Source organism: Stakelama sediminis (genome assembly GCF_014199335.1).
Classification (GTDB): Bacteria; Pseudomonadota; Alphaproteobacteria; order Sphingomonadales; family Sphingomonadaceae; genus Sphingomonas; species Sphingomonas sediminis.
Genome location: NZ_JACIJI010000005.1, coordinates 1 through 27000, shown reverse-complemented (window position 1 = coordinate 27000; position 27000 = coordinate 1). Strand labels below are relative to the sequence as shown.

24 protein-coding genes, 1 tRNA gene and 1 pseudogene are annotated in these 27000 nt (G+C 60.0%); 6 read left to right on the top strand and 20 right to left on the bottom strand.

Translation table 11 applies throughout. The annotated features are described in order from the left end of the window. Position 1 precedes the first annotated feature (1 nt). Positions 2 to 607: a TetR/AcrR family transcriptional regulator gene (locus tag FHR23_RS12490; RefSeq protein ID WP_184004496.1), complete on the bottom strand. Its 606-nt coding sequence runs from the start codon at positions 605 to 607 to the stop codon at positions 2 to 4. A gap of 49 nt (positions 608 to 656) precedes the next feature. Between FHR23_RS12490 and FHR23_RS12485 the strand changes: the two genes are divergently transcribed. After that, on the top strand, positions 657 to 1502 hold the full coding sequence (locus FHR23_RS12485) for an oxidoreductase (protein WP_184004493.1): 846 nt from the start codon (positions 657 to 659) through the stop codon (positions 1500 to 1502). A gap of 12 nt (positions 1503 to 1514) precedes the next feature. Here FHR23_RS12485 and FHR23_RS12480 read toward each other — a convergent pair whose 3' ends face one another. Genes FHR23_RS12480 through FHR23_RS12450 form a run of 7 tightly spaced genes read right to left on the bottom strand, consistent with a single transcriptional unit; the run spans position 1515 to position 9870 of the window. After that, entirely contained in the window at positions 1515 to 2375 is an 861-nt protein-coding gene (locus tag FHR23_RS12480; RefSeq protein ID WP_184004489.1) for a DMT family transporter, read from the bottom strand. Then, complete coding sequence (locus FHR23_RS12475; protein ID WP_184004487.1) at positions 2368 to 2940, bottom strand: nucleotidyltransferase family protein; 573 nt, start codon at positions 2938 to 2940, stop codon at positions 2368 to 2370. Before FHR23_RS12475 ends, FHR23_RS12480 begins: the two co-directional genes overlap by 8 nt. Then, a complete protein-coding gene (locus tag FHR23_RS12470) occupies positions 2927 to 3850 on the bottom strand; it encodes an XdhC family protein (RefSeq protein ID WP_184004485.1) in 924 nt (307 codons plus the stop codon). Before FHR23_RS12470 ends, FHR23_RS12475 begins: the two co-directional genes overlap by 14 nt. 24 nt (positions 3851 to 3874) lie before the next feature. Beyond that, positions 3875 to 6085 (bottom strand): xanthine dehydrogenase family protein molybdopterin-binding subunit, encoded by a 2211-nt coding sequence (locus FHR23_RS12465; RefSeq protein ID WP_184004483.1) that lies wholly within the window; start codon positions 6083 to 6085, stop codon positions 3875 to 3877. Positions 6086 to 6137: 52 nt separating this feature from the next. Beyond that, positions 6138 to 8360 (bottom strand): xanthine dehydrogenase family protein molybdopterin-binding subunit, encoded by a 2223-nt coding sequence (locus FHR23_RS12460; protein ID WP_184004481.1) that lies wholly within the window; start codon positions 8358 to 8360, stop codon positions 6138 to 6140. Then, on the bottom strand, positions 8357 to 9343 hold the full coding sequence (locus FHR23_RS12455; RefSeq protein WP_184004479.1) for an FAD binding domain-containing protein: 987 nt from the start codon (positions 9341 to 9343) through the stop codon (positions 8357 to 8359). Before FHR23_RS12455 ends, FHR23_RS12460 begins: the two co-directional genes overlap by 4 nt. After that, on the bottom strand, positions 9340 to 9870 hold the full coding sequence (locus FHR23_RS12450; protein ID WP_184004477.1) for a 2Fe-2S iron-sulfur cluster-binding protein: 531 nt from the start codon (positions 9868 to 9870) through the stop codon (positions 9340 to 9342). The genes FHR23_RS12455 and FHR23_RS12450 overlap by 4 nt, the downstream gene beginning before the upstream one ends. 68 nt (positions 9871 to 9938) lie before the next feature. Here FHR23_RS12450 and FHR23_RS12445 point away from each other — a divergent pair, with 68 nt between their 5' ends. Next, the gene (locus FHR23_RS12445; RefSeq protein ID WP_184004474.1) at positions 9939 to 11012 is read left to right on the top strand and encodes a glycerophosphodiester phosphodiesterase; all 1074 of its coding nucleotides are present in this window, start codon (positions 9939 to 9941) and stop codon (positions 11010 to 11012) included. 3 nt (positions 11013 to 11015) lie between these two features. Then, entirely contained in the window at positions 11016 to 11297 is a 282-nt protein-coding gene (locus FHR23_RS12440) for a hypothetical protein (protein WP_184004472.1), read from the top strand. A gap of 144 nt (positions 11298 to 11441) precedes the next feature. On the opposite strand, the gene FHR23_RS12435 is transcribed toward FHR23_RS12440, so the two are convergent. Then, complete coding sequence (locus tag FHR23_RS12435) at positions 11442 to 12200, bottom strand: esterase/lipase family protein (protein WP_246359875.1); 759 nt, start codon at positions 12198 to 12200, stop codon at positions 11442 to 11444. Beyond that, a complete protein-coding gene (locus FHR23_RS12430) occupies positions 12191 to 12886 on the bottom strand; it encodes a TIGR02117 family protein (protein ID WP_184004470.1) in 696 nt (231 codons plus the stop codon). The genes FHR23_RS12435 and FHR23_RS12430 overlap by 10 nt, the downstream gene beginning before the upstream one ends. Positions 12887 to 12911: 25 nt before the next feature. On the opposite strand from FHR23_RS12430, the gene phhA reads away from it, so the two are divergent. Next, entirely contained in the window at positions 12912 to 13802 is an 891-nt protein-coding gene (gene phhA, locus FHR23_RS12425) for a phenylalanine 4-monooxygenase (RefSeq protein ID WP_184004469.1), read from the top strand. 177 nt (positions 13803 to 13979) lie between these two features. On the opposite strand, the gene FHR23_RS12420 is transcribed toward phhA, so the two are convergent. Further along, positions 13980 to 14807: a DUF1134 domain-containing protein gene (locus FHR23_RS12420; RefSeq protein ID WP_184004468.1), complete on the bottom strand. Its 828-nt coding sequence runs from the start codon at positions 14805 to 14807 to the stop codon at positions 13980 to 13982. Between the two features lie 174 nt (positions 14808 to 14981). On the opposite strand from FHR23_RS12420, the gene FHR23_RS12415 reads away from it, so the two are divergent. Both FHR23_RS12415 and FHR23_RS12410 read left to right on the top strand, forming a co-directional pair. Beyond that, positions 14982 to 15074: transfer RNA gene (locus FHR23_RS12415), tRNA-Ser, on the top strand. Between the two features lie 51 nt (positions 15075 to 15125). Continuing rightward, positions 15126 to 15259 (top strand): annotated as a pseudogene (locus FHR23_RS12410) (transposase); the annotation flags it as partial. Between the two features lie 434 nt (positions 15260 to 15693). On the opposite strand, the gene FHR23_RS12405 reads toward FHR23_RS12410, so the two are convergent. The 9 genes from FHR23_RS12405 to FHR23_RS12365 all read right to left on the bottom strand — a co-directional run bounded on the left by FHR23_RS12405 (position 15694) and on the right by FHR23_RS12365 (position 26902). Then, complete coding sequence (locus tag FHR23_RS12405; RefSeq protein ID WP_184004467.1) at positions 15694 to 16653, bottom strand: CBASS cGAMP-activated phospholipase; 960 nt, start codon at positions 16651 to 16653, stop codon at positions 15694 to 15696. Continuing rightward, positions 16640 to 17278, bottom strand: coding sequence for a Thoeris type III anti-phage system protein ThcA (locus tag FHR23_RS12400; RefSeq protein WP_184004466.1), 639 nt, complete (start codon positions 17276 to 17278; stop codon positions 16640 to 16642). Before FHR23_RS12400 ends, FHR23_RS12405 begins: the two co-directional genes overlap by 14 nt. Continuing rightward, positions 17278 to 18429 (bottom strand): Thoeris type III anti-phage system protein ThcB4, encoded by a 1152-nt coding sequence (locus tag FHR23_RS12395; protein ID WP_184004465.1) that lies wholly within the window; start codon positions 18427 to 18429, stop codon positions 17278 to 17280. Before FHR23_RS12395 ends, FHR23_RS12400 begins: the two co-directional genes overlap by 1 nt. Before the next feature lie 21 nt (positions 18430 to 18450). Beyond that, a complete protein-coding gene (locus tag FHR23_RS12390) occupies positions 18451 to 18945 on the bottom strand; it encodes a TIR domain-containing protein (protein WP_184004464.1) in 495 nt (164 codons plus the stop codon). A gap of 197 nt (positions 18946 to 19142) precedes the next feature. Further along, on the bottom strand, positions 19143 to 19748 hold the full coding sequence (locus FHR23_RS12385; RefSeq protein ID WP_184004462.1) for a hypothetical protein: 606 nt from the start codon (positions 19746 to 19748) through the stop codon (positions 19143 to 19145). Positions 19749 to 19931: 183 nt separating this feature from the next. Continuing rightward, the gene (locus FHR23_RS12380) at positions 19932 to 23141 is read right to left on the bottom strand and encodes a type I restriction endonuclease subunit R (protein ID WP_184004460.1); all 3210 of its coding nucleotides are present in this window, start codon (positions 23139 to 23141) and stop codon (positions 19932 to 19934) included. Then, entirely contained in the window at positions 23141 to 24121 is a 981-nt protein-coding gene (locus FHR23_RS12375) for a DUF4268 domain-containing protein (RefSeq protein ID WP_184004458.1), read from the bottom strand. Before FHR23_RS12375 ends, FHR23_RS12380 begins: the two co-directional genes overlap by 1 nt. Then, entirely contained in the window at positions 24118 to 25413 is a 1296-nt protein-coding gene (locus tag FHR23_RS12370; RefSeq protein ID WP_221227527.1) for a restriction endonuclease subunit S, read from the bottom strand. Before FHR23_RS12370 ends, FHR23_RS12375 begins: the two co-directional genes overlap by 4 nt. Next, positions 25400 to 26902: a class I SAM-dependent DNA methyltransferase gene (locus FHR23_RS12365; protein WP_281377244.1), complete on the bottom strand. Its 1503-nt coding sequence runs from the start codon at positions 26900 to 26902 to the stop codon at positions 25400 to 25402. Before FHR23_RS12365 ends, FHR23_RS12370 begins: the two co-directional genes overlap by 14 nt. Positions 26903 to 27000 lie beyond the last annotated feature (98 nt).

Genomic DNA, 27000 nt, shown 5'->3' with positions numbered 1-27000 from the left:
CTCAGCTATCGCTGCGTGCGCCCCGCAACAGGGCCTGCGCCATTTGCCGGGCGCTTTCACCCAACGCTGCATCCGGCAGTTCGCCCGCTGTCCAGAATGACAGCACGCCGCGAAAGGCGAAAGCGAGCTGTCGCGGCAGACAATCGACCGGTTGTTGCCGACAAGCCGAGTCCGATCCGGCTCCCTCGCCCAGCGCGAGCGCCCAGAGCGCGGTCGAATGCGCCAGCACGTCCCCGGCGACTGCTCCGCTGGTGCCGATCCAGCCCATGACTGCCCGGTTGACCGCTGGTTCTTCCAGCATCACCGCCGTTGCCGTATCAACGGCGAACAGGACACGATTCAAGGCATTGCCCGATGGTTGCGCGGCAACATAGCGTTCTTTCATCGCATCGATACGACACGCCGACAGCGCCAGCATCAGCGCATGCTTGCTGCCGAACTGATTGAACGGCGTCGCGAAGCTGACTCCGGCTTCGGAGGCCAGATCCCGCATCGAAAATTCCGCCTTGCCCTGTCGAAGCAGGCGTTCCGCCGCATCGATCACACGCTGACGAACAGGGGCACCTCTGACGGCACTGGAAGAAGAAGGCATCTTGTCCTTTCGCATGGCATTTCTATATCATGATATAGTTATTCACTTCAATGCGGAGTTTGGGATGTCGGGCGACACAATCAAAACCTTTCTGATTACCGGGGTCAGTTCCGGCCTTGGCCGTGCCTTTGCGATAGGCGCGCTCAAAGCTGGACATCGCGTGATCGGCACCGTGCGACGCAGGGGGGATGCGGACGCGTTTGCCGCATGTGCACCCGGCCGGGCATATCCCCTTGAACTGGACGTTACCGATTACGACGCAATCCCCGCTGCCGTGGCGAAGGCCGCAGAACAGGCGGCACCGGTCGAGATTCTGGTGAACAATGCCGGCTATGGGCATGAAGGCATTTTGGAGGAATCGTCAATGGACGATCTTCAGCGGCAATTCGCGGCCAATGTGTTCGGGCCGGTGGCGATGATCAAGGCGGTACTGCCGTCGATGCGCGGGCGCCGCAAAGGCCACATCATCAATGTCACGTCGATGGGCGGTTTCATCACCATGCCGGGCATCAGCTTTTATTGCGGTAGCAAATTCGCGCTGGAGGGCATTTCCGAAGCACTGGGCAAGGAACTTGCGGGATTTGGAATCCACGTCACGGCGCTGGCGCCCGGCCAGTTTCGTACCGACTGGGCGGGGCGTTCGATGGACCGGGCACCGCGCAGCCTTGCCGATTATGACGCGGTGATGGATCCGATTCGCGCCGGGCGACAGGCCAAGAGCGGTCATCAGCCGGGCGATCCTGCGAAGGCCGCACAGGCTCTGCTCGCCCTGGTCGAAGCGCCGAATCCGCCGGTCCGCCTGTTCCTTGGCGACGATGCGCTCGGCCTGGTCGGGCAGAAGCTGGACGCCATGAGGACGGAGATTGCCAACTGGGACGACGTCTCCCGCTCCACCAGCTTCGCGACATAGTATGATGCTGCGTCAACCGCCGAACTGAAGAAGGACGAGGCCCGCCGCGAGCACCAGTGCGGCAACGATGCGGCGGGCTCCGAATCCCTCTTTCAGCCATAATGCGCCCATAATCGCCGCCCAGACCACGGCAGTTTCGCGCAGAGCGGAAACTTTTGCCGTCTCGACAAAGGAAAAGGCATAGAGCGCGGCACCGAAAGACAGGATCGACAGCGCACCTGCCGCCGCGCCATAGCGCCATTTCTGCCGGAAGACCGTCAGGAGCGCGCCCCGGCGCAACACGATCGCGCTCATCGTCACGCCGATCCAGTCGAACAGGAACAGCCAGACGATATAGGTGACGGGCGCAGGCGCGGTACGCACGCCCCAGCTATCGGTGGTGTTATAAAGCGCCACCCCGCCTGCGGTGGCCAGCGCCCAGCCGAGCGCGCGCTTGTCGGGATGCGCGCTCAGCCGCATGCCACCGGGCGGCAGGGCAAAGACGATAACCGCGCCTGTCGCGATGGCCAGCCCCACCCATTCGATCGGCGCCAGCGGCTCGTGCAGCGCGATCCCCGCCACCACGGCGGTAATCAGCGGAGATGCGCCGCGCATCACCGGGAATACCAGCGACAGGTCGCCGCGCCCCAATGCCTGAATCAGAAAGCATTGATAAAGAAAATGGGCGGGAATCGCGAACAGCAGGACGTGAAAGGTCGCGGCATCGGGCGCGGGCACCAGCAACGTGAAGGGCAACAGCATCACCGCCGCGCTGATCGACAGGATCGAACGGCTGACCATGATGTCGCTGCCCAGCTTCACCGCCAGATTGGCAAAGGCGAGCGCCACCGCCGAAAACAGGCCAAGCGCAACGCCCGCGAGCGCGCTATGCATACGTCAGCCGCGCCAGATCCTCCGGCGTATCCACATCGGCCAGTTCACCGGCAGCGGCGATTATGGATTTACCCGTCCGAATCAACGCGCGCGGTCCTGCATCGCCGGTGCGACCCGATAGCGCATCGAAATGCCGCCGCCCGAACAGCACCGGCGGCATTGCAACCTCGCCATTGCTCGAAGCGACCACCGCATCCGGCCCGTCCGCTTCCGCCAGCAGGTGCCCGACATGCGCCGCCGTGATCCGGGGCATGTCGGCGAGCGCAATCAACACCGCCTGCACTCCTGCTTCCCGTGCGGCCTGCACGCCCAGCCCGATGGAATGGGCAAGACCATCCGCCTGGCGATGATTGGGTACGCAGTGAAAGCCATGCGCGGCAAGATCGAGCGCGGTGCCGGACACGACAGCGATCCGTATCGCGAACGGAATCGATGCCAGCGCGGCGACCGCGTGCAGCCCCAGCGGTTTGCCGTCGAAAGGCGCGATCAGCTTGTCACCGGCTCCGAACCGTCGCGACGCGCCCGCCGCCAGCAGCACCAGTGCAGTATCCTCAGCCCTTGTCATGAAAGGCGCTGACCATTGCGGCGGCAATCGACAGTGCGATTTCGGCAGGACCGATGGCGCCGATATCCAGCCCGGCGGGACCATCGATCCGGTCGATCTGCGCTGCGCTCAGTCCTGCTTCGGTCAGGCGGTCGCGCCTTGCGGCATGGCTTTTGCGCGACCCCAGCGCGGCGACATAGCCGGCATCGGCGGACAACGCCGCGATCAGCGCGGGATCGTCGATCTTGATATCGTGCGACAGCGTGACCACCGCCGTCGCCGGGCCGGGCTTGTACGCCGCCACCGCCTCATCGGGCCAGCGATCGTCGAGCGTGACGCCGGGAAAGCGCTCTTCGGTCAGGAACCGGCCGCGCGGGTCGATGACCACCGTATCGATGCCCAGTTCGCGTGCCAGCCCCGCCAGCGCCTGCGCGATCTGCACCGCGCCGACGATCAGCAAGCGGCGCGGCGGATCGTAACGGTTGACGAACACCTCCCCCGTCGCCTGTTCGCGCAGGTCGCTATGGCCGGTTTCCAGATCGGTGGTGACGGTCAGCGCTTCCCCCGCCCCGCGCGCTTCAGCAATCCTGTCGAACAGTTCGGGATCAAAGCCCTCCGCGTTCACCGGCTGCACCATCACCGCGATCTTGCCGCCGCAGGGTAGCCCGACTTCCCACGCTGCGGCATCGGCAACGCCATAGTGCTTCACCTGGAACGGCGCGCCCGCGATCACCTCGGCAGCGGTGGCGAGGATATCGGTTTCGACACAGCCGCCCGACACCGATCCTTCGAACCGGCCGTCCTGATGCACCAGCATATGGCTGCCTTTGGGCCGCGGAGCGGAACCCCAGGTGGAAACCACCGTGGCAAGCGCCATGGGCGCGCCCTTCCACTGGCGCGCGGCGGCAAGGACGGGATCGCTATCGGCCATCGCAGCCTCCTTGACAGGTCACGGTCATACCGGCGGCAGGTCCGCGATGATCTTGTCCAGCGTCAGCGGAAAATCGCGCACGCGCACGCCGCAGGCATTGTAGATCGCGTTGGTCACGGCCGCTCCCGCGCCGGAAATGGACAATTCGCCCAGCCCCTTCACGCCCACCGGATTGGCATGGAGGTCCGGTTCCTCCAGAAACAATACATCAAGCGGCGGAACATCGGCATGGGCAGGAATATGATATTCGCCCAGATCGTGATTGACGAACTGACCGGTGCGTTTGTCGAGCACGGCGTCTTCGTGCAGCGCATAGCCGATACCCCAGATCATGCCGCCGATCGCCTGACTATGCGCGGTCTTGTAATTCAGGATGCGCCCGGCATCGAACACGCCCAGCATCCGGCGCACACGCACCTCACCCGTCACCGCATTGACCGCGACCTCGGCAAATTGCGCGCCATAGGCGGCCTGGCTGTAGGTTTCAGCATTCCTGCCCTGCTCGATAGTGCCCAGTCCCTCAATCGGTGCGCTGCCCACCAGTTCGCTGAACGGTACACGGCGATTGCCGGCGATCGCATGACCGTCTTTCAGCGTCATATCGGCGGGGTCTGCATCCATACGCTTCGCCAGTTCCGCGACGATGTCCTCACATGCCAGCGCAACCGAAGACGCGGTCGCCGCCGCGCCGAACGATCCGCCCGAGCCGGAACCGGGGGGAAAAGCCGTATCGCCCAGCGCCACCTTCACCTGCTCGACGGGCAGGCCCAGCGCCTCGCCCGCGACCTGCGCGGTGACGGTATAGGTGCCGGTGCCGATATCGGTCATGTCGGTTTCGACCGTCGCGGTGCCGTCGGGCATCAGCTGCACCCGCGCTTTGCCGGTGACGAGCAGGTTGATCCGGAACGCGCCCGCCACGCCCATGCCGATCAGCCATTCGCCTTCACGACGCATGCCGGGCGTGGCTTCTCGGCGGTCCCAGCCGAACCGCTCCGCACCGGTTTCGAGGCACTCGATGAAGCGGCGCGAGGAAAAGGGCTTGCCGGTGGTGGGATCGACCTCCGGCTCGTTGCGTTTGCGGAACTCGATCGGGTCCAGCCCGACTTTTTCCGCCATCTCGTCCATCGCACTTTCCAGCGCGAGCATTCCCACCGCTTCGCCCGGCGCGCGCACCGCACCCGCCATAACCATGTCGAGCGTGACGACACGGTGCGTGAACCGCCGTGCGGGCGCGCCATACAGGCCCAGCGACCCCAGCGCGACCGGTTCCATGAAACCGCCGTCCGGCCCCTGGCTCAACAGGCTGTCATGGCCGAGAGCGGTCAATCGCCCCTCTGCATCCGCCGCCAGCCGCAGGCGCTGATGCGTATCGGTACGGCGATAGACATTGTGAAACAGTTGCTGCCGGGTCATCGCAATCTTGACCGGGCGGCCCAGTTTTTGTGCCGCGATGACGGCGAGCACGGTTTCCGGGCCGATGCCGCCCTTCCCGCCGAATCCGCCGCCGATATAGGGGGAGATCACGCGCACCTTGTCATGCGGCAGGTCAAATGCCTGCGCCAGTATATTGCGCGCGTTGCTGAGGATTTGCAGACTCGACCAGACGGTCAGCGCGCCATCGTCCCAGCGCGCGATCGACGCGTGCGGCTCCATGGCGGCATGGACATGATTAGGCGTCGAATAGCTTTGGTCGAGCGTAATTTCCCCATCAGCCATCGCGCCGTCGAAATCGCCGATAGTCCGATCCTGAAGACGTGAATCCTTAGGCGGCGGGCTGGCATCATTGCGCCCGGCAAGCGTGTCATAGCGCCCCTCTTCCACCGCGATATCGACCACCACCGCGCGCGCCGCCGCACGGGCGGCCTCAAAAGTTTCGGCGACCGCAACCCCGATTACCTGATCCCAGTGGTCGATCCGGTCATTACCGGTAGCCGCGGGCGCAAAGGCCGCCGCCTGCCGCGCGATACGCGGATCATCGACGATGATATCGATCACACCGGGCAGCGCGCGGGCAGCGTCCGTATCGATGTTACGCACCGCCCCCTTCGCGGCAGGTGCGGTAATCGCGAAGCCATAGGCGATGTCCCCTTCGACCCGGCGCTCATAGCCATAGGGCGCGGTGCCCGTGACCTTTGCCACGCCGTCGATGCGGTCGAGCGGCTTGCCCAGTACGTTTTGAACGCCGCGTGTTGCCGCCACGCCGGGATGATCGGCGTCCATCCGGTAATCGGCCATGTGCCCTCCGCTTGATGAGTATGCCGCCCATGTAAGGCGGCATGGAGTTGGTTCAAACCGGCGGGAGGCCGGAAAGCAGTTTATCGAGCGTCAGCGGATAGTCGCGCACCCGCACGCCGGTCGCATTATAGACCGCATTGGCGACCGCCGCGCCCGCGCCTGCTATGCCCAGTTCCCCTATGCCCTTTGCCTGTAACGGATTGGCATAGGGATCGCGTTCGGGCAGCAGCACGACATCCAGTTGCGGAATGTCGGCGTGCACGGGCACATGATATTCGGCAAGGTCGTGATTGACGATTCTGCCGTCGCGCGGATCGTGTACCAGTGCCTCGGTCAGCGCCGCACCGATACCGAAAATAATACCGCCATAGCATTGCGAACGGGCGGTTTTTTCATTGAGGATGCGTCCCGCGGCATAGACCGCCGTCCAGCGCGCCACACGCACTTCCCCGGTCACGGCATTGACGCGCACTTCGCAGAAATGCGCGCCATAACCCGACTGTGTATGGCTTTCGCTCGTCTTGCCGGGTTCGATCCTGCCATGCGCCTCCAGCCCGTCACCGATCAGGTCGGTGATCGCAACCCGGCGATTGTCGGCAATGGCTTCGCCATCCTTGAGCGTGAGTTTCGCCGGGTCGCAGTCAAGCTTTTCGGCCAGTTGCTCGCGCAGCTTCCGACAGGCGAGATACACCGACGATCCGCTCGACCCCGCCCCCCAGGAGCCGCCCGATCCGGCGGCGGGCGGGAAGCGGCTGTCGCCCAGATGCACGTCCACGCGATCGGCAGGCAGGCCCAGCATCTCACCGGCAATCTGCATCAGGACGGTATAGGTTCCGGTGCCGATATCGGTCATATCGGTTTCAACCACCAGCCGCCCCTCCGGCGTCAGCCGTGCGACCGCTTCGGATTGCATGAGCTGGTTGGTGCGCGCCGCCGCCGCGACACCATGCCCGATCAGCCACTCGCCCTCGCGCATCGCGCCGGGAGTACGGTTGCGCCTGTCCCAGCCGAAGCGTTTCGCACCCTCCTCAAGGCACTCGACCTGCTTGCGCGCGGAATAGGGAATCTGTTTTTCGGGATCGATATCGGGGATGTTGCGCTTACGCAGTTCGACCGGGTCCAGTCCCAGCTTTTCCGCCAGCTCATCCATCGCGCATTCCAGCGCAAGCAGGCCCACCGCTTCGCCCGGCGCGCGCATCGATCCGGACAACATGCGGTTCATCCGCACAATGCCATGGGTGATCCTGCGATGTTCGCCGCGATACAGGAAATGCGTTGCAATCCCCGCCGGTTCAAAGAAATCCTCATCGGGCAGGTTGCTCGACAGGCTTTCATGGCCGATCGCGTGCAGAACGCCGTTTTCATCCGCGCCCAGCCGGATGCGCTGACGCGTATTCGACCGGCGAATGGTGGCGTCGAACACCTGTTGCCGGGTCATCACCGTCTTGACCGGACGGCCAAGCTGCTTCGCGGCAATCGCACTCGCCACCGCTTCGGAAGAAATGCCGAGTTTCGAGCCGAAGCCGCCGCCGACATAGGCGGAAACGATCCGCACCTGTTCAGGGTCCAGCCCCAGCGCATCGGCAAGCTGCATCCGGTCGGACGCCACCATCTGATACGCGCCGTACAAGGTCAGCCCGTCGTCATCCCAGATCGCAGTGGAGACATGCGGCTCCATCGCCGCGCTATTCTGTCCCGGCGTGGTCCAGATGCCATCGACGGTGACAGCGGCATCCACCATCGCCTGATCGATATCGCCCTGGCTGGTAGCGGGCGGTATGACGCCGTCATCCGGCGTATCGGCGGTGTCGAGCCGAGCTTCGAAATCATACTCGCCGTCAATCGGTTCGCCGCGCACGACCACGGCAGCGGCTGCCGCACGCGCCTGTTCGAATGTTTCCGCCACCGCCAGCGCGACGGGCTGGTGCATGTAAAATACTTCATGCGCATTCTGGACGGGCGCTTCGTTCTGTCCGCCCTGACCGGAATTGCGCAGAAATTTGTCAGGGTCGCTGACGATCGCCAGCACGCCGGGAAGCGACATGGCGGCGGTGTCGTCAATTGCCGTAATGCGCCCGCGCGCGAAGGGCGCGCCGACCAGCACGCCATAGGCAAGATTGTCGAACGCATACTCCGCCGAATAGGGCGCTTTTCCTGCGACCTTTTTCGGACCGTCCACCCGGTCGAGCGGCTGGCCGATCAGACCCTGAACCCCGTCGTCGAGCAGACTGTGCTCAGCAGCCGCATCCATTTTCAGGGTGGCGCTGTTACTCATGCCGTGCCCTCCGTCAGGTCGCGCAGACAGGCGATCAGCGTGCGGCGCACGAGCGGTATTTTGAAATCATTGCCGCCATACCCTTTCGCATCGGCCAGCAGCGCATCCGCCGCCGCTTCGAATGCAGCGGTTCCGGGCACTTTCCCGACCAGCGCGTCTTCGACATCGACATTGCGCCAGGGCATTGGCCCCAATCCGCCGAACGCCAGCGCGGCGGATGCAATTTTGCCGTCTTCCACCGCAATGACCCCCGCGACCGACACCAGCGCAAAGGCATAGGAAGCGCGGTCGCGCACCTTGCGATAGAGCTGCCGTCCCCTGGGCGGAGCGGGCAGTTCGACATGGGTGATCAGTTCACCCGGCTCCAGCACCGTTTCCTTGTCCGGCGTGTCACCGGGCAGGCGGTAGAAATCATGGATTGAAATGCGCCGCTTGTCGCCATCGGGCTTCAGCGTGACGATCACGGCGTCGAGCGCGCGCATCGCCACCGCCATGTCGCTGGGATGGGTAGCGATACACTGGTCCGACGTGCCGAGGATCGCATGAATGCGATTGAATCCCTCTTTTGCCGGACAGCCGCTGCCGGGATCGCGCTTGTTGCACGCGGAAGCGGGGTCGTAGAAATAATAGCAGCGCGTGCGTTGCAACAGGTTGCCGCCGGTCGATGCCTTGTTGCGCAACTGTCCCGAAGCGCCCGCCAGCAGCGCGCGGCTGAGCACCGGATAGCCGGCAGTGACCTTCGGATGCGCGGCAAGATCGGCATTAGGCACCAGCGCACCGATGCGCAGCCCGCCCGCTTCCGTCTCTTCAACCTCGTTAAGAGCAAGCCGGGAGATATCGACCAGCTTTTCCGGTGTTTCGACCTGCAATTTCATGAGGTCGAGCAGGTTGGTGCCGCCCGCGATGAACTTCACATTGGCGAGCGCGCCGTCACGAGCCGCCGCTTCGGGGCTGTCGGCTCGAGCATAGTCGAACAGCTTCATGCGTCTTCTCCCACGACTTCATGTTCGACCGGGGCCAGTCCTGCAGCTTCGCGAATGGCCGCGACGATATTAGGATAGGCCGAACAGCGGCACAGATTGCCGCTCATCCGTTCGGAGATTTCGGTGTCGGTCAGATCGACCTGCCCGTCCAGCGCCTCGCTGACATGGCTGGGCCAGCCCTTCTTCACCTCGTCCAGCATGCCGGTCGCCGAACAAATCTGTCCCGGCGTGCAATAACCGCACTGAAACCCGTCATGTTTGACGAACGCCGCCTGCAACGGCGCGAGCTCGTCAGGGGTGCCGATCCCCTCAATCGTCGTAATTTCGTCATCCTGGTGCATTACCGCCAGCGTCAGGCAGCTATTGATCCGCCGCCCGTTCACCAGCACAGTGCACGCACCGCACTGGCCGTGGTCGCAGCCCTTTTTGGAACCGGTAAGCCCCAGATGTTCGCGAAGCAGATCAAGCAGCGAGGTACGAACATCGATATCCGCCTCGTGCACCGTACCGTTGATGGTGAATTGCATGTTGTTCCCTGTATCTGGCCCGGAACCGGAACGCCTCGGGCAGCAATGGTTTCCACAGGAGCGATAAAATGCCGGAAATACCGCGACGAACGCTACTTGGTGGCGGAACGCTGTTCCTGGCGGGCTGTACCCGCCTTTCATCAGGTAAGTCGTCCGTGACCAACGGCAAGCCCCTGTCCGCCCCGATTGTCATCGCCCATCGGGGTGCCAGCGGCGAACGCCCCGAACATACGCTGGCATCCTATGAACTGGCGATCCGCGAAGGCGCCGATTTTATCGAACCTGATCTTGTGCCGACAAAGGATGGCCACCTGGTCGCTCGGCATGAAAATAATATCGCCGATACCAGCGATGTTGCCGACCATGGCGAATTTACCCACCGCAAAACGACAAAGATTATCGACGGGGCAAAGACGACCGGCTGGTTCACCGAAGATTTCACGCTTGCCGAACTGAAAACGTTACGCGCGAAAGAACGCCTGCCGCTGTTGCGTCCGGCCAATGCGAAGTTCGACGGCCAGTTCGAAATTCCCACACTCGCCGAAATCATTGCGCTGGCGAAGCGCGCCAGTTCGGAAACCGGACGGACCATCGGCATCTATCCCGAAACCAAGCACCCGACCTATTTCGCCTCGATCGGGCTGGGCACCGATGTGCCGCTGGTCACACAACTCGCCGAAGCAGGCTGGGACAGCGCCGATGCTCCGGTATTCATCCAGTCGTTCGAGGTCGACAATCTGAAGCGGCTGGCCGGATTGACTAAAATTCGGTTGATCCAGTTGCTGGATGCCAAGGGTGGCCCCGCTGATGGTGCTGTGTCCGACTATGCCGCAATGACGACGCCGGAGGGATTACGCGACATCGCCGCCTATGCCTGGGGCATCGGGCCGAACCATTCGATGATCCTCGATTCCGGTCTCGATCTGGTCACCCATGCCCATGCGGCGGGCCTGCGCGTGCACCCCTGGACCTTCCGCGCGGAGAATTATTTTCTGCCGTCGGCGTTTCGCAAAGGCATCAACCCGCGCGGCCATGGCGACCTGATCGGCGCGATCCGGCAACAGCTTGCCGCGGGCATCGACGGTTTCTTCACGGATTTCCCGCATATTGGTGTAGAAGCGATTCACCAGAGGGAAATCTGATCCGTGCGTATTGTAAAGTTTCTGCCCGTTCTGTTGCTGCCGTTAACCGGTGCATGCGTCGCAAAAACTGCCTGGAATGTCGCCACCCTGCCGGTCAAGGCAGCGGGCAAGGCCGTCGACTGGACCACCACCAGTCAGGATGAGGCCGATCGCAATTACAGCCGCAAGATGCGCAAGGAAGAGGCGAAGGAAGGCCGCGAACGCCGCAAGCATGACAAGGAGTGCAAAAAGCATCCCGATAGCTGCCAACCCTATGACGGCTATCGCGCCGGATATGACCATTAGAGTCAGGAGCTGTTAATTTCGTGGAGCGTGATGTCGCCATACAGTTTATGGCGAGGAAAATGGCTGAAGGCGGGGTTGTTCCGTTTGATGCTGCCACGAATCTGCATGGCAGCATCCGTCGGGCAAACGGCTGAAACGAACGGGTTAGTCGGTCGTACCGGCAAGGAGGTCGGCAACGAGGCGAAGCACCGCCGGATTGACCTGCACGCCGACATGGCTGGACCGTACCTCGACATTGCGGCAATGACCGTCTTCGGCACGACAGATCAGGCCGTTGACCAGTCCGTCGCTGGCGCTCCAGATCGCGGTGGCGGGTACGGGCAGCGGGCTTGCCGCCTCCGCCTGCATCGCCTTCATCCGCGGATCGTCAATCCGGTCGCCCGACACGCGTTCGAATGTCCGCCAGACATTGGTGGCGGTGGCAGGACCGGCAAAGGGCGAGCTGATGGTTATCACCTCCCGCACCAGATCGGGCCTGCGATGGGCGGCCAGCCGCGCCATGATACCGCCCAGGCTAACCCCGATCAGCGTCACCGGCGCGCCCGTCTTGCCGGCAATATGCTCAATCCGCGCAATCAGCTTTTCGGCATCCGCACCGACCGTACGCGTGCCGAAATTCCGTCCCAGTTTCCAGCGATAGGCGCGATAGCCGATGCGATGCAGATAGCGGCGCAGGAAAAGGTTGGAACTATCGCTGTTGATCAGGCCCGGCAGTAGCAATACCGGCCGTCCGTCCCCGGCAGGCGCGGCATCGAGCGCGCGCCGCGATACCGCCAGACTAGCCAGCGACCACAGGCCGCGCGGCCATTCGGCAAGCATCTGGCCGCGCGACGGAGGAAGATGACGCGGCAATACGCCCGCGTCCACGGCGCCCCTGCCAAAGCCTGCAAAACTCAAAGCCATGCCATCACACTCCCGGAAAACGGCGTCCAGCGTCCCATCGGCACCCCTGCATTGCGCAAGGCACGCCCGGTCCAGCTATTACATGTCGTAAAACTGTCATACTTGCCAGTGGCTGAATAAAAGGCATCGTAGGGACCATAGCCGCGCACGCTGACCGTGCGCCCGTCCGGCGTCAGGGCAAAGCTTGCGCGGATAAACGCCGCCAGCCGCCGATATTCATCCACCCGTAGCATGATGGAACGGACGCTCGAATCCGGGATGGGTTCCGGAATGTGCTCGACATGCAGCACCGTATCATCGCTGCCCATCGCGGCGTGCAGTACCGTAATCAGGCTGATATCCGACCAGTTCGGCGTGTCCTCATAGAAATGCCGGTCGCCCCAGCCAAAGGCCAGATACCCATATCGGGCATAGCGCGGATCGGCGATGTCGTCCGCGTGCACCAGATCGCGCCAGTCCATCCCCGCCGCGTCCACCGGCACGACGATACCGGTATGGATGCCGTTATCCTCGACATAGATGCGCACGCCATGTTGCGGCACCGTGCGCCAGGAATTGGCGGGAAGAGCGCCGCCGATCAGCCCGGCAACGCCATAGACAACCAAAACTGACAACAGTGCCACGAACGCCCATGCCAGCCAGCGAACGGGCCGGGAACGAAGCAGGGGCAAAGCATTTCTCGTCATGATGCTTTCATGCTAGGATAGTGCCATGAATAAGGAAACGCATGTACTGGAACGCCTTCCGGAAGGCGCGGCGCAGGACTGGACGATTCCGCAGGACTGGGATCGCTATTCGCAGGAAGACCATAACACCTGGGACACGCTGTTCGCCCGGCAAGCGAAATTGCTGCCCGGTCGCGCGTCGGAATCCTATCTGCGCGGGCTGGACGTTCTGAAACTGTCGAAACCCGGCATTCCCGATTTCGAGGAGCTTTCCGAGCGGCTGATGAAACTGACCGGATGGCAGGTGGTGGCGGTGCCGGGCCTTGTACCCGACGCAGTGTTCTTCGACCATATGGCCAATCGCCGCTTCGTCGCGGGCAATTTCATCCGCCGTCCCGACCAGCTCGACTATCTGCAGGAACCCGACGTCTTTCATGACGTGTTCGGCCATGTACCGATGCTCGCCGACCCGGTATTCGCCGACTATCTGGAAGCCTATGGCCGCGGCGGATTGCGCGCGCTCGAACACGGGTCGTTGAAACAGCTTGCCCGGCTTTACTGGTACACGGTCGAATTCGGGCTGGTGGAGGAGGATGCGGGCCTGCGCATCTATGGCTCCGGCATTGTCTCAAGCTATTCGGAAAGCCGGTTCGCGCTCGAAGACCCCAGCCCCAACCGCATCCGTTTCGACATGAAACGGGTGATGCGTACCGATTACCGGATCGACGATTTCCAGCAGAATTATTTCGTTATCCCAGGCTTTGAGGAATTGCTGCGTCAGACGGTCGAAACCGACTTCGCGCCGCTCTATGCCGAACTGGCGACCCTGCCGGACATTCCGATCGCGGAAATCCTGCCCGAAGACGATGTTATCACGCACGGCACACAGGCCTATGCGGAAGCAAAGGCCGCGGGAAGAACGCCCGAGCCGGCTTAATATCGGCAGAAGGCACCTTCGCTTTTATTGAGGACGGCGATGGTGTCGGCGCTCTGCTGGGCGGAAGGTTAAAAGCCTTCCGCCTTCCACATCTCTAATCCGGCGTCTTTCCGGTCAGACGGGGTGGAGGCGAATGCCGCACCATCCCCATGTCATCAGGCGTGCAAGGGCAGCGTCTCAGAACGGCAGCCATTTGTGCTTTTTGGTGAACTTCATATAGCCGATATTCGCACCGAGCCGCCAGCCGACGCCCAGACGCACCGGAATGAGCACGACATTGCCGCGCCGCAGATAGCTGGCGGAGAACCCGCCGACGAAATAGGCGCGTCCCTCGACCGCCGGAAAGCGTTTGTACAAGTCATTCGAATCATAAAGATTATAGACGAGCACGAATACTTTCGTCGCATCGCCACCGACATCGAAGCCGACGGACGGCCCCGTCCAATAGACCGGCTTCTGCCCCTCGATCTTGTGGTAGAGGATCCCTGACCCATAGCGCAGCCCGACGACGAACGCGCCGGCAGCTTCGCGTCCGGCAATATAGGCATCGGGCTGCCCCTGATCCTTCAGGATTTTCTCGATAATATCGGCCAGCCCCTTGGCGCCCTTGCCGAACACGCCTTCGGCGGCAGTAATCAGGTCATCGCGCTGATAGGTGGAAGCGCCGTTTTCCGCATCATCCGCAGCATTGGGAACGGTAGCGTTCGGTGTCGTCACAGGCGCGGAAGTCGTCCCGTTTTGCTGGGCCGGTGTTGCATAGGGATCGCTCTGCGGCTGGGCCGGAGCCGTATTTTCGGGCGCATAATCATTTTGCGTTGCTGGGGGAGTGTAAGCATCCGAAGTGCCTTGCGTGGCTTGCGCTGCCGGAGTGTAAGGCGTCGTATCAGACTGCGCGGCCGCGCTGCCGTTCATCACCGTGTTTGGATCGACGGTTCGTATCTGCGCACTGACAGGCGTCGCAACCGTGAAGGCTGCAAGCACGGCGGCTACCAAAAAACGACGCATAAACTTACCCCAGACCCCGGAACATTCGGCCCTATTAACCCTATTGCGCCTTTCAGCACAATGAACCGGCGACAACCCGAGTCCGTTTCACGACAGATTCCATGACGACACCGTCATTTGCGCGGTTGCGGGCGCGCACGGACATGGCTATAGCGCTGCTCCGGCCGGCCATGCGGAGACGTGGGTGAGTGGCTGAAACCAGCGGTTTGCTAAACCGCCGTATGGGTAAATCCCGTACCGAGGGTTCGAATCCCTCCGTCTCCGCCACCTCGCTGTTCCATAATTTTCTATCGTTAAGATCCCCAAAATTCGGTGTTTAGGCGACGTTTCTCGGATGAGGACAACATCCGTATTGTGACCGATGGCCTGCGCGGCGAGGACAGCATTGCTGAACTGTGCCGCCAGGAAGGCCTGTTCAGAGCCTCTATTACAACTGGTCCAAGGAGTTCATGAACTGAGCGGCGCAGCCATGCCGGGGACATGGGAACCAACGAAGGGTATGCGCCGTCTCGTGATGGCCAGGGCGTTCAACACACTTGAGTACGGCTAGTGGAATGATTCCAACGTTTGGTGCGCTCGCCGGACAGCGGCGATAATCTGCTCTGGATCGGCCCCCATCTTCGACCGAATATAGGCGAACAATGGTGAACGTCAGCGGTAAAGCCGGCGTATTTTTTGGCAGATTTTCGGGGGGGTTTTGCAATCATTCGCGAATGCTGGCGAATGGAGAAATGGTGCCCCATAAAGGACAAAACTGGGCACTCAGATCATTGGACGATCTCAGTGCAAAGACCGCTTTAAGTCTGCATTCGCGCCCTAATCTCGGCCTTTCTTGTTTGCGATACGGCCGACCGAAAGCGGCCATTCGCTTACCGTTTGCAGGCAGTTAAGAAGGCCAGATTTGCTTCAAAGGCGTGCCATTTAGAAATGCTTTCTCAACACCTTCCCGGTTGATTTTCTTTTGCGCCTCGCCGCGCCCGAGCTGTAAAAGTTCTGCGATCTTTTCGCTTCGGCCATCGTCCATTGCGTATTGGCCTCCTTTGACGAGCGTGTTGATCCTGTGAAACCTTTTCCCGAGTAAAAGTCGAGCCTGTGCATTTGCCGCTTCAGACTGTCCCTCCATCATGAGTGACAAAAGCCCAACGTTCCATTTCGCTACGCCCGAGTTCGTGTGCTGGGAAATATTGAAGGGCTCCGAGGTCGTTCCGACGCTTAAAAGGTGGATCTCTTCTAAAGGTTGATTGAGAAAAGCCTGAGCTTCAACAATACCAATCATCGCAGGATTGTTGGCCCAAACTCCGCCGTCGACGTGCTGAGCGCCAAGCCTCTCTTTTGATTTTGCGGCCTCGAAATATGTGGGAGCTGCTGATGTCGCCAAAGCAACATCCGCCGCCTTCATATCCATATCTTGCTTGCCGTTTGATCCGTGGGCGGTCTTAAAAAGGTAGATGCGGCCTTCAACCGCGTCGTATGCCGGTATCACTAACGGCGTCATGGCATCACTAAGCCGCTTTTCCCCGAGAATTTCCTCTAACGCCTTTGCTAAGGGCTGGGCTGAGAGTTTCGAAGAGAAAAGTTGCCGAATGCTGGCACGGGTTCGGGAAACACGTCCTGTAAAGGGGAAAATCTTAGGGCCTTCATTGACGTAGAAATCGAGCAAAGTTTTGGCTTCAAAGCCAAGGCTCAAGCCGAGCGCTAAGATCCCACCCGTCGAGGTTCCGACGATCAGATCAAAGGAGTCTTGGATCCTTTTACCACAAAGCGTCTCAAGTTCCGCTAACACAGACGCGGTAAAGGTGCCCTTTATGCCACCGCCATCTAAGCTTAGAACTCTAAACATCGCCATGCTTTAAAGACGTATCGCTATCTCTATGCGTGCGCTGACGTTCTGCATCGAAGCCGATATTAGTGATTTCTCGGAAAAGGGGAATATAATCAAGATCGAAGGAGAGTCGTTTCGAGGTGGCAGGTGAAGAAGAGGACATGGAAAGCAACTCCTCAGCCGCCCCACCCGTCGAGGCAATTGGGTAACATGGAACATCGCTCTGCATGCTCGAAAATAACTCATACTCTTCGAAAACGCCCCTCATTCCCCCAATAAAAATGGCACAATCAAATATGTTTTCCTCGAACATCTGCTTCCTCATCAAGAATAAGCTTTCTTGAAGGTCGTCGCCCGCAGCTGTCAGCACAATATTTGAAAATTGCTCGTTCTCTTCCGGCATGCGATCGAGAAAAAATGAAGATTGGTAGAGCTTGGTCCACTCGTTGTAATTGGTATCGAGCGAATGAGCGACCGAGGCGACCATTGGTGTGATGGCGGGATGTCCTCCCCACACGATCCGCTTTCGCCCAAGCGCTAAATATACAAGAGCCGTAACCGCTGACGTAATCGCAACTGTGTCAGCGTCTTTTACGAAGTTGGGCGACCGACGATTGGGCACGCTAGCTGACAAAAAGATATCGCCCATCAAGCTCTCTTTCTCAGTTCGCTGCCGGCTCGCGAAACTCGCATGAAGTCTACCTCTGGGATATGCGTATTAAGCCAAGCCAGATGTTCGAGCCATTGATCCGTCAAACCCTGCTCATCATAAACCAAAAATGGGCATCCCTGATTGGCGTCGGCGGCCTTCCTAGCTATATCGTTCATTATATTAGCAGTTGGAACGCCGATTACGGGATAAACCCAGACGTCCTTTCCGGTAGCCAATCGAACCGAGACAGCCCTAAAAGCCCCCGCCCCTAAGATTGAGGCACCCACAATTTTCGCCTCGTCTTTAAGCTTGCCGGTTATTTGCAAATGTCGGGCCGCGATGCTCCTAGCCCTCAGCCGTTCTGTTTTCTGAGCAACTTCGTCCAAAACCGTATCGACCAGAGCCAGGTGATCATCGAACTCGTCTGTGCTGAGCTGCATCGTCTCGGATAATGCAGTTTCATCGACAGGTGAATGGCCTGGCCAAACGAGACGTAGAATCGAAATCTCGCTTGACCTTGCCTTACCGAATTCTTCTTTTGTCCACTTGCTCTTGAAGTAAGATCGTGTGTCGAGCATCACCAAGACATCTGAGTCGCACAGATTCTGCCAAAGGACACCTTGGAAAAACTCTCCGGGACGTATGGAATGCGTGTCTAAGAAGACGCTAAAGCCCAAGCTCGAAAGATGATCATGAAGCTGAAGTGCTACACCTGAGGCCTCATTCCTTCGGTAGCTTATGAAGACCCGGCGCTGTTCGCGTAGTAATCCCAAAGCATCCAAGGCGGCTTGCACGATCCGATCGGCTTGAGCTTGATCACCATCATAAGGTAGTCCGTTGATTGCCTGCAAAATCTCCGGGAAATCCTTCGGCTTTTTCCCGAAAGCAAAGACCGGAATGACCGGAACGCGCCGTTTGATGAAGTCTTCCAATACCGAAAGATCTGTGCCGCTGGGCTCATCAAACGTGACCGCCGCTATAGGTCGCTTCATATTGCGCCAATCACCGCGATCCTTGTCGGACGAGAAAACTGATATGTCTGAAGCTTCCACCCCGCCATGTTGGGCGGCTTGAAATAGCCTGTTTTCAAACAGACCGATCAGACAAGGATCAGACACTCCGAAAATATGGAAGTCATACAAGCTCACAGTAACTGGCACTCCTGCCGATCAACTATATTTTGCTCTTGTCTCAATAGCCTCCTCTATCCAGTCGGAGATATTGGCGCTGATTGACGCATATGCTTCTTTGCTAGTCGTGCCTGACGGGATTTTCATAGGGGGGACACCACTGAGGTTCATCCCATTTGCGGTTACGGAAGCAAACGGGCTCGCGCCTCTAGTTGACGTATTACCGTTTAAATCCTTGAGCTTATTTACGTAGATCCCAAGAACGGCTCTCCCGTCTTCCCAACCCTTTTTGATCTCATACTTAACCCATCGACGGCTGGCGGTATCGCTACCGACTAAAACTACGACGCAAGTTTTGCCACTCATGTTGGATTCGATCCAATCTTTGACCGCTTGGTCACCCTTCTGTTTGATCTCTTCCCAGCGATTAGCAGTGGCGAGAGAGTTACCGTCAAGCTTGCCCATGTTGCGGACGAGTTGCGTTCTCGAAAAATCGTTGTTGAAGTGAAAACTGAAAAATACCCTACGAGCCATTTCCCTCTCCTTGGTAAAAGAAATGAGCCGGCGCTCTACCCTGTTACGACGGCGGCACAGGCGCATACCGTAAGGCAGTCTAGCATTAAGAAGCAAGATCGTTCGCCGGTCGCTTTTCCTGGGTCATCAATCCGATAGCGGCTTTGCGTTCCAACTCCCAAGATCGGACTGCCGTCTTTCGGCCCAAGATGCGATATCTAACTGTGATCCAAGCCATTCACTGCAACGATTTTTTTAGTCTTCGGGTTGAACGTTACCAGCGCCGTCCCGCCAATCGGGCGATAGGTCAGCAAAGCCGCGAGATCATCTTCGCTTAATAGGCCCGCATGAAGGTCACGTAGCATATCGAGAAACGTATTAATTGCTTCCTCCGCTTCAGCGCCAAGTATGTCGCAACGCAGCAACAGCTTGAAGCTTACATTAGGTTCGACCTCCCCAGTGATCGAATACACAACAGAAAATTTTGGAGCGGCAGCCAACTTTCCGGGCGTGCCGGTCATTCCGATTCTCAATTGTGACGACTGCGTCCACAGGCGCTTCGCCGCTTCCTTTAGCGCTGAGTAGTGCTCTTCTCCGATCTTGCTAATGATTCCGCCAAAATAGCTGGACGCGATAAATAGACCAACGGCCGCAGGCAGGTATAGTTCAAGGCCAGCGAAGGGGCCTCTAGGGATACGCAGCACGTCAAATGTATAATCTTCGCAACTTAGTTGTTCGGCAAGTCCCGACTCGAAGTCATCGGGCAAATCCTCATATAATAGGAGAGCGATCGTTGGCCGTTGTCGATCGTTTGTGGTCGTCATGCTAGCCCATCCTCGTTTCACGCTCATCTTATTGCAAGGTTTTCTTATCACCGAATCCTGATAGCGACTTGTATATTCCCAGCCCACGTTATGGTCATTAATCAATGGGCTGCGTGATGTCCGCTCGGGCCAATTCGAGCTTCTAATCGGACAGTCCGCAATTGGCCCATTAGCCGCCGTCAGTCACCACTTCGCGGCCAACAGCTCAGCTTGCTGGATCACGGTTTGTACCGCCACGTCCTGAAGATCAGGCGGATATCCATATTTTCGAAGAATTCGCTTCACGAGCACGCGCATACGCGCACGCGCAGTTTCACGATGCGCCCAGTCCACGCTCGCATTGGCTTTCAGGCTCTTCACCAGCTCGGCCGCGATCACCTTCAGGCTGTCATTGCCCATTACATCGACCGCGCTCTCATTGTCGGCAAGCGCCTCATAGAAAGCGATTTCCTCGTCGGTCAGACCTTCCTCTTCGCCTCGCGCCATCTTTTCGCGGATTTCCTTGGCGAGGTCGATCAACGTCTGGAGCACCTCGACAGTGCTGATCGCGTTAGTGTGATAGCGGGCGATCGCGGCCGTCAGGCGCTCCGAATATTTTCTGCTTTCGACGGCATGCGATTGCGACCGCGACCGTATCTTGTCGGTCAGCAGCTTTTTCAGAGCTTCCAATGCCAAATTCGGACGCTCACTGTCGCGCATCTCGGCGAGAAACTCGTCCGACAGGATCGAGATGTCCGGCGATTCCATGCCCGCGGCCTGGAGGATGTCGACAATCTCGGTCGAGACTACCGAACGGTCGATCAGTTGTTGAACCGCCAGCTCGCGATCCTTCTTCGATTTGCCCGAACCGCTGCTCTTCACGAGCGCAGCGCGAACCGTCTGGTAGAACGCGACCTCGTCGCGGATCGCTCTTGCCTCGTCGCTGGCGGCAGCCAGCGCGAAGGCCTTGCTAAGCGCGAGAACCGCGTCCTGAAAGCGCCGGTGTGCTGCCTTTTTCGCGTCGTCGCTGGTTTCCTTCTGCGCGGCTTCGTGCTGGCGCGCGAGGATCCATTCAAGGGCCTCGGCGAGGCATTTGAGCCGTTGGCTGGCGGTGCCGTGCATGCCCGGTTCGCAGTCGAAGCCATGGAACATGGCCCTCACTATCTCGAACCGTTCCAGCAGAACCCGGATCGCCAGCTTCTCGTCGATGCCCGTCTTCTCGCGATCGGACGGTGAATAGATCCCAAGCGCCGCCTTCAGATTCTGGGCGATGCCGATATAATCGACGACAAGGCCAGCTTCTTTGTCGCGGAATACGCGGTTCACGCGCGCGATCGCCTGCATCAGCCCATGCCCGCGCATCGGCTTGTCGATATACATGGTGTGCATCGACGGCGCGTCGAACCCGGTCAGCCACATATCGCGCACGATCACCAGCTTGAGCGGATCATCAGGGTCCTTGGCGCGTTTCGCAAGCGCATCGCGCCGCGCCTTGCCACCGATATGAGGCTGCCATTCCTGCGGGTCGGAGGCGCTGCCGGTCATCACTACCTTGACCGCACCCTGTGACACATCGTCGGAATGCCATTCCGGGCGGAGCGCAACGATCTCATTGTAGAGCGCAACGCAAATGCGGCGGCTCATGCACACGGCCATCGCCTTGCCGTCGAGTGCTTCAAGCCGCCGTTCGAGATGCTCCACCAGATCGGCTGCGACAAGCTGGAGCCGCGCCTTCGATCCCACAAGCCGCTCGACCGCCGCCCAGCGCGCTTTCAGCTTTTCCTGGTCCGACGACGCCTCGTCCTCGGTCAGTTCCTCGACCTCGGCATCGATCAGCGGCACCTGATCTTCCGGCAGCTCGATCCGCGCGAGCCGGCTCTCATAATAGATCGGCACCGTCGCGCCATCCTCGACGGCGCGGCTGATGTCGTAGATGTCGACATAGTCGCCGAACACGGCGGGCGTGTTCACATCGTCCTTTTCGATCGGCGTTCCGGTGAAGCCGATGAACGAGGCGTTCGGCAGAGCATCGCGAAGATATTTGGCATGGCCGTAAGCGCGCTTGCCCGTCTTGGGATCGATGCGCGCGCGGAAGCCATATTGCGATCGGTGCGCCTCGTCCGCCATGACGATTACGTTCTGCCGCTCGCTGACGGGTGGTAGGACATCGTCCCCTTCCGCCGCAGCAAACTTCTGAATCGTGGTGAAGATCACTCCGCCCGATGCGCGATCGAGCTGCGCCCGCAGGTCATCGCGGCTATCGGCCTGGACCGGCTTCTGGCGGATCAGGTCGCTGCACATCGAGAATGTGCCGAACAGCTGGTCATCGAGGTCGTTGCGATCGGTGATGACGACGATGGTAGGGTTTTCGAGCGCGGGATCGCGGACGAGTAGGCCGGCATAAAATGCCATCAACAGGCTCTTGCCCGAACCCTGGGTATGCCAGATCACACCGATGCGCTTGTCGCCGGACTGCTGATGCGTCTGGCTCGGTAAACCGTAGTTGAGCGGGCTTTCACGAAGCGACCCGCTTTCGACCGGCGCATAGGGCAATGCCCGCAGCGTAGCCGACAGGGCGTGCTGGGCAGCGAAGAACTGGTGATAGGCTGCAACGATCTTGACGATGCCGCTGCCGGTATCGCCGAAGACGGTGAAATCACGCAGCAGGCGGAGCAGGTTGCCGCGATCGAACACGCCTTTCAGCAGCGTTTCGAGTTGCGGGTCGCTGGTCGGTGCGATGGTTTCGCCATCCTCCGAACGCCACGGCATGAACCGTTCCTCATCGGCCGTCAGCGATCCGACGCGTGCCTTGATACCGTCTGAAGTGATAAGCAGCGCGTTGGTGCGAAACAGCGACGGGATCTGCGACTTGTAGGTTTGTAGCTGGTTGAACGCGCCGGAAAGCGTGGCGTTCTCGTCGCCGGGATTCTTCAGCTCGATGACGCCAAGCGGCAGGCCGTTGACGAACAGCACCACATCCGGTCGGCGGTTATGGCCATGCTCGATCACCGTGAACTGGTTGACCGCAAGCCAGTCATTCTGATCGAAGCCGCCGCTTCCGTCGAAGTCGATCAGGCGGACGCGGTCGCCGCGCACGCTGCCATCGTCGTAGAATTCGACCGGCACGCCTTCCACCAGATAGCGGTGCAGTCGCCGGTTCTCTTCCACCAGCGAGGGCGTTTCGCTCGCCATCAGACGTCGGATCGCCTCTTCGCGCGTGTCGAGAGGAATAGCCGGGTTGAGCCGTGCGACTGCATCACGCAGCCGGTCGATCAGCACGACATCCTGATAGGCCGCGCGGATCAGCTGCGCGCTGTCCGGTGAGACGACTGGCCCCAGCGCGACAGTCCATCCCAACTCACCGAGCCATTCGAGCGCGGCTTCCTCGACATGGTTCTCGATGAACTTGCTCATCAGCTCGCCGCCTCGATATCGTCCAGATCGAGCGCTACGATGCGATTGCGGAACGCCTTGTTCATGCGCACCAGCTTATCGGCCAGCCAGGCATGCTGCTCCGGCCACTCGCTTTCCTTAGTAAAATCGGTGTTGTCGCGCACGATCTCGACACGGGTGCCGATCCGCTCCGGCAGCTCCTGCCAGTCGAAGGTCAGCCCCGCATCCGTTTCGATCGCATCGCGATCCGCCATCAGCAGTTCGAGGAAATCATTGGCGCGCACATGGCTGATGAACAGCTCACATCCTATGACATGCGCTTGCGAATTGACCTTGGTGCATAATTTGAACTTCGACCGGCCGATGCTGAAATTATGCCAGTGCTGGGGTCGCGCGGTGCGCGTGCGCAGCGGCACACCCTGTTCTTCGAGAAGCTGGTTCAGCCCCTGCCAATAGCGCTGCTGCTGCAGCTTGGTTTCGCTCAGCGCCTCGGAGTCGATCTGGCTGGCGGCACGCTCGACGGATCGTGTCCAGTCATTCGGCTTGGAAATCACGTTGAAGCGCGGCGCGGGCATCGAATCCGCGATGCGCCATAATTCCACCTCCAACCCGAAGAAGCGGAAGCGGCTGTTGGTGATTTCGTTGAGCCAGTCGAGCGCGGCGCGATGTTCCTCGGTAAACTTGGCCGCGACCCAGACGATCGTCACCGTCTGCAAGCCCGCAGCATAGGTAAGTAGCTGCCCAAGATGATTGTGGTCGGTGCGTTCGAGCTGGTTTTCGATCAGCACCCAGCTGTCATTATCGCTGTCCTTACACAGAATGTCGGCGCGGAACGGCCCGACATATTTCTCCTGCGCTTCCAGTTCCAGCTCGATGCCGATCGTTTCACCCAGGATCGACAGGTTTTCGGCCTTGGCGAGCCAGGGTGTGAAGTCGGACGATTCCGACAACCAGATGGTGCGCAGATCGACCTTGCGCAGCGTACCGAGCGAGGGCGTCATGCAACCTTCTCCACTTCGCGTTCCGCTTCCCCGACGCGGATTTCGCCGGACATCAGCTTGGGCAGTAGCAGGTCGCGGGTTTGGGCGAGGGTTTGGTTTTCCTCCGCATTCGCTGCGATCTTATAGAAGATTGGATCAAGTAGGCTCCCAAGCACTACCCAAGTTTTCTCGTCATCTGGGATAGCAGCAAAATAGGCCGTCAGAGCATTGACAGATGCGCGTTGTCGACCTGACGTGCCGGACATACTGCGGATAGCGGTTCCGCGAAATTCTGGATCGCGCGCAATCAGATATGCGACCTGTGGTGGGACCGGGGACTTTGAGCGCATAACGATGAATTCGGTTGAACCCCAGCCAATCGCGTCTTCAGCAAGACCGTCTACAAACGCTGTTTTGCCATTTTCCAGACAAGGGGTGATGCGCGCCAACAGGGCATCCCCATTGCGAAACTTGGAGCCGGAGGTGAAGGCGCGAACCGCAGGAGCGTCCGCACCGGAGCCACGTGTCGGCAAGGAAGCCATATCGAGATACGGCGCATCTTTGCCTTTGGTAAGCTTTTCGCGAGGGTTAAATTCGATCAGCTGATCGAGACTGCCCAAAGTCCACCCCTCCGGCACACCGTCATCATCGAGGCGGTCAGGGAAGAGGGACCAAAGGTCCGGCGCGAGATAGGGGGCATCGCCGGCTTGTCTGGCCTTCACCGGGCCGAAGTCGACGAACCAGTCGCGGAACAGCGCCCGCGCTTGGTGCTCCAGCGTCTCATTCATCCGCTGGTTCAGCTCCATCTTGTCGTCGAGCGCAATAATCGTAGCCGCAATCGCGCTCTCTTCTTTAGGCCAGCGCGGGATTTCTATGGCCTCCATAACGGGAATGCGGATGTTACTGACTGTTGATCCCGTCCCCTCGTTCCAGAAAATTTGTTTGCGAACAAACGGCGATTGTAGTGCGCAATATAGATACTCCGGATCGACGTTCGGCTTGGGGCGCAGCAATACCTGTCGCTGTCCTAAGCAACACTCGACACCATCGGGCACCAAGCAAACTTCCCCCATCGGAGCTTCGCGGGTAATTACAATGTCGCCAGCCTGAGGCTTTGCGCGGCGAATACGGCGCTCAAAATCTTCCCGATGCGTGAAGCTAGGCGACGTAAGATCTAATCGCCCATTGCGGATGTTTTGATTGCGGATGACGATGTAGCCATCGTCGGTCCATGCGGGCGTGAAGTGAGGGCAATCCACCACCAGCTCGCACATTTCAGCGATGGTTGAGGTCGGAATTTTATCGGCCGACATAGCTAACCAATTTCAATCTATGTCGGATTTCGTTCTCGAGGCGCTCCCCGTCCTCGAACTGCTTCTCCAACCTCGCCTGCAACGCCGCGAACCGCTCGGCGAATGGCACGCCGTCATCCTCGACATCTTCCGCGCCAACATAGCGCCCCGGCGTCAGCACATAGCCGTGCTTCGCCACCTCTTCATGGCTCGCCGAATAGACGAAGCCGGGCACGTCCGCGTATCCCTTGCCCTCGCGCCAGGCGTGATAGGTGTCGGTGATCCGCGCGATGTCCTCGTCCGAAAATTCGCGCCGGGTGCGGTCGACCATGTGGCCCAGCTTGCGCGCGTCGATGAACAGGATTTCGCCGCGCCGGTCGCGCAGCTTGGCATCACCGACCAGCCCGTTCGACTTGTCCTTCGCGAGGAACCACAGGCAGACGGGGATCTGCGTCGAATAGAAAAGCTGGCCGGGCATGGCGATCATGCAATCGATCACGTCGCCCTCGACCATCGCCTGCCGGATCTCGCCTTCGCCGCTCTGCGTCGACGACATCGACCCGTTGGCTAGCACTACGCCCGCTGTTCCCGCTGGCGCCAGATGGTGCAGAATATGCTGCAGCCAGGCGAAGTTGGCATTGCCGGCGGGCGGAATGCCAAATTTCCAGCGCGCATCCTCGCGCAGCCGGTTGCCGCCCCAGTCGGACACGTTGAACGGCGGATTGGCGAGCACATAGTCGGCGCGCAGGTCCGGCAACTCATCGCGGTGGAAGCTACCGTCGCTGTTCCAGCGAATGTCCGCATCGATCCCGCGCACCGCCAGGTTCATCATGCACAATCGCCAGGTCGTGTGATTCGATTCCTGGCCATAGACGGCGATGTCGCCGATGCGCCCGCCATGGTTCTCGACGAACTTTTCGGATTGCACGAACATACCGCCCGATCCGCAACACGGGTCGTAGACGCGGCCGTCATGCGGCTGCAGCATCTCGACCATGGTGCGCACCACCGATCGCGGCGTATAAAATTCGCCGCCGCGCTTGCCCTCGGCGCCTGCGAACTGGCCGAGGAAATACTCATAGACGCGGCCGAGCACGTCGCGGCTCTGCCCCTCGTCCGATTTGAAGCCGATGCCGGAGATCAGGTCGATCAGCTCGCCCAGCATCACCGGGTTGAGCGCGGGACGGGCATAATCCTTGGGCAGCACGCCTTTCAGCGAGGGGTTCACCTTCTCGATCTCGAGCATCGCCTCGTCGATCAGCTTGCCGATGCCGGGCTGCTTGGCGCTCGCTTGCAGGTGCGCCCAGCGCGCGGGCTTGGGCACCCAGAAGATGTTGTCCGCGCGATATTCGTCCTCGTCCTCGACGCCTTCAGGATAATCGCGCTCGAGCTCGGCGCGCTTGGCCATGAAGCCGTCAGAGATATGCTTGAGGAAGATGAGGCCAAGGGCGATATGCTTGTAGTCGGACGGCTCCATCGTGCCGCGCATCTTATCCGCCGCCTTGAACAATTCTGGACTTGTACCGGTTTTGTGCCGGTCACCTATCTCATTATGCCACCTTGGCTTCAAACGCGAGTGGGCTAATGCCCCCCAGATATGAATGGCGG